We start from the raw sequence: 2,117 nt of genomic DNA, 5'->3' as shown, positions 1-2,117 counted from the left end.
CAGGCTGCTGAAAAACTCGGATTTTGAATTAAAGCATCATCATCTTGAAGTTTTAGAATCAAAAAAACACTTGTTTTGTAGGCTCTGAATTTTCTGGTTTTATAAGAGTTAAGGTAAAAATTTCGTTAAAGGGACTTTTTCAGCAGCCTGCTAGATCATCAATGTAGATGGAATGATCCTATCCAACAGTTTTCTTGTCTTTTCACTCCATTAAAGAGCTGCTTTCCTACAGTCTGTTTTTAGTATTTGGGAAAATGTTATCGTAAATCTTTGCATTACTGGGCGAGGATTTAAGGCGGCAGCGAATCTATTCTAAAGCAAATATAATATTTTGATATTCCCACAATCTAAAATCAGGGCTGATTCAGCTTCTTCTAACTGGCTCGGCAGGGATATTCGGCGAGAAATTTAAATGAAAAGGAAATTTATTGCGTTTGTCGCATCATTATTATTTTTTTGTATATCCATTGAGAATTGGGCGAATGTCGATACATCAATAAAAAACATTTACAATCAGATAGACGAAGTCTATGAAAGTACAAGGGGGGCCTTAAACAAAAAGAAATCATCCAATTACTTTTATTCAAATAATCTCAAACCATTTTTGAGCAATGAAAATCTGAAAAATCTTAGCGCGATTGACTTGGAATATTTGTTTCAAGCTATAAATCGCGCCGTCGCTTACGATCCAGAGATCGAATATGTCAATGACATGAGTCAAGCATTAAGTCACTTAAAGCAAAAAAACTTGATAAAAAACGTCATTTAGTTGCCTTACAAGAAGCCTATATTGCCACTCGGCAATTTGAGTTAGCTAGAAAAATGGTCGAAGAGCAAAAATTTGATTTCTTACAAATGGTCCCTAAGGTTCACAGGGTTACGAAGTTGGCATCTGATCAGCTTACAATTTGGGATATCAGTAAGGAGTCTCTTAAAGAGCGTGCTTTTAGTATTCCGAAACATGGTCCGTTTATTTTGGTTGTGTCAACGCCTTTGTGCAGCTTTTGTAATTCAGCTGCCAAATATATTAGTAGCGATGAAGAATTGAAAATAATCTTTTCTGAATACTCTTATTGGCTCACCGAACCTAGAGGACAATTGTATACTGAGCATTTCGAGCGCTGGTCACTAAGATATCCGAAACTACCCGCAGGTTTAATGAATGTTAAACCACCATCGCCAGTGTTGCGCAGTAATATAGGAACCCCAGCATTTTATTTCTTTTTAGATGGTGATTTCGTTCAATCATTTGTCGGCTGGCCACGAGAGGGGGAACCTATAGCACTGGATAGTGCTCTGGCAAATATTGGCTTAAACCGTTTCAGAAAACCAATATCAAAAACCTAAAGGCAATGAATATTCTTTAAATGAAGTAGATTCAAAATATGAAGGCATACACGTTAACTATTTCTGCAATTGCAATAGTATCTTTTCTTCTGTCTCAGCAGGCGCTTTCCCTGGATGCCTTGTTAAAAAATACTGAAGAATTTTGGATAAAAAAAAGAGAAAGGGATATTTTGTCAGCACCAATAAAAAACCAAGAAGAATTGGAAAATTATTTGGCAATTACTCCGATAGAAAATAGCCCTTTGAATGCTCTGTCGGAAATAGAGCGAGAGCTATTCATTAATAGTTTAGTATTCACCAAGAGAGGGCTTGCTGGATTTGATTATAGTATGCTTAGCTATGGCCCAACTGCTACAGAAGTTTATAACATACTTGCATTGTTTGGCTCTCAGTCTACCACCCCATTCTTACCAGGTTTAACGATAGCATCAGAATCAGACAGCTCAATAATGGCGGTGGAAAAAATTATACAGGGTGATCCTCTTTTACTAGATAGCCTCTGCATATGGAATACAGATATCAGGCAATTTTTTTGTGGTCAATATAGCCTTGAAATATGCTTTCCCAGGATTTGTTTTTGACTGCTTCCCGACCGATTATTATAGGGTCTTCTTCTCTTCTCGGATTTAATTGTCATTTGCAAATTGTTAGATGAGCGTTCCTTTCTGTTACTTTTCCTATGCTCTATACTCAGCCTGTATACATGAAACCGGTATCTTGCTATACTGCATAGCCAAAGGGAGGGTGTTCAAAACTCTGTGTCAGCCAAG

Annotated in this window: 3 protein-coding genes; all 3 read left to right on the top strand. The window is 37.0% G+C overall.

The features are described 5' to 3' along the window. Positions 1-412: 412 nt before the first annotated feature. From Q5Y71_RS16660 to Q5Y71_RS16650, 3 genes are read left to right on the top strand one after another with little or no spacing between them, the layout of a single operon-like run. A complete protein-coding gene (locus tag Q5Y71_RS16660; protein ID WP_306043205.1) occupies positions 413-769 on the top strand; it encodes a hypothetical protein in 357 nt (118 codons plus the stop codon). Positions 770-822: 53 nt separating this feature from the next. Continuing rightward, positions 823-1,347 (top strand): hypothetical protein, encoded by a 525-nt coding sequence (locus Q5Y71_RS16655; protein ID WP_306043204.1) that lies wholly within the window; start codon positions 823-825, stop codon positions 1,345-1,347. 38 nt (positions 1,348-1,385) lie between these two features. Continuing rightward, on the top strand, positions 1,386-1,928 hold the full coding sequence (locus Q5Y71_RS16650; protein ID WP_306043203.1) for a hypothetical protein: 543 nt from the start codon (positions 1,386-1,388) through the stop codon (positions 1,926-1,928). Positions 1,929-2,117 lie beyond the last annotated feature (189 nt).

Source organism: Microbulbifer sp. 2205BS26-8, from assembly GCF_030731025.1.
GTDB lineage: Bacteria > Pseudomonadota > Gammaproteobacteria > Pseudomonadales > Cellvibrionaceae > Microbulbifer > Microbulbifer spongiae.
This window is presented reverse-complemented; position numbering and strand designations above follow the sequence as displayed.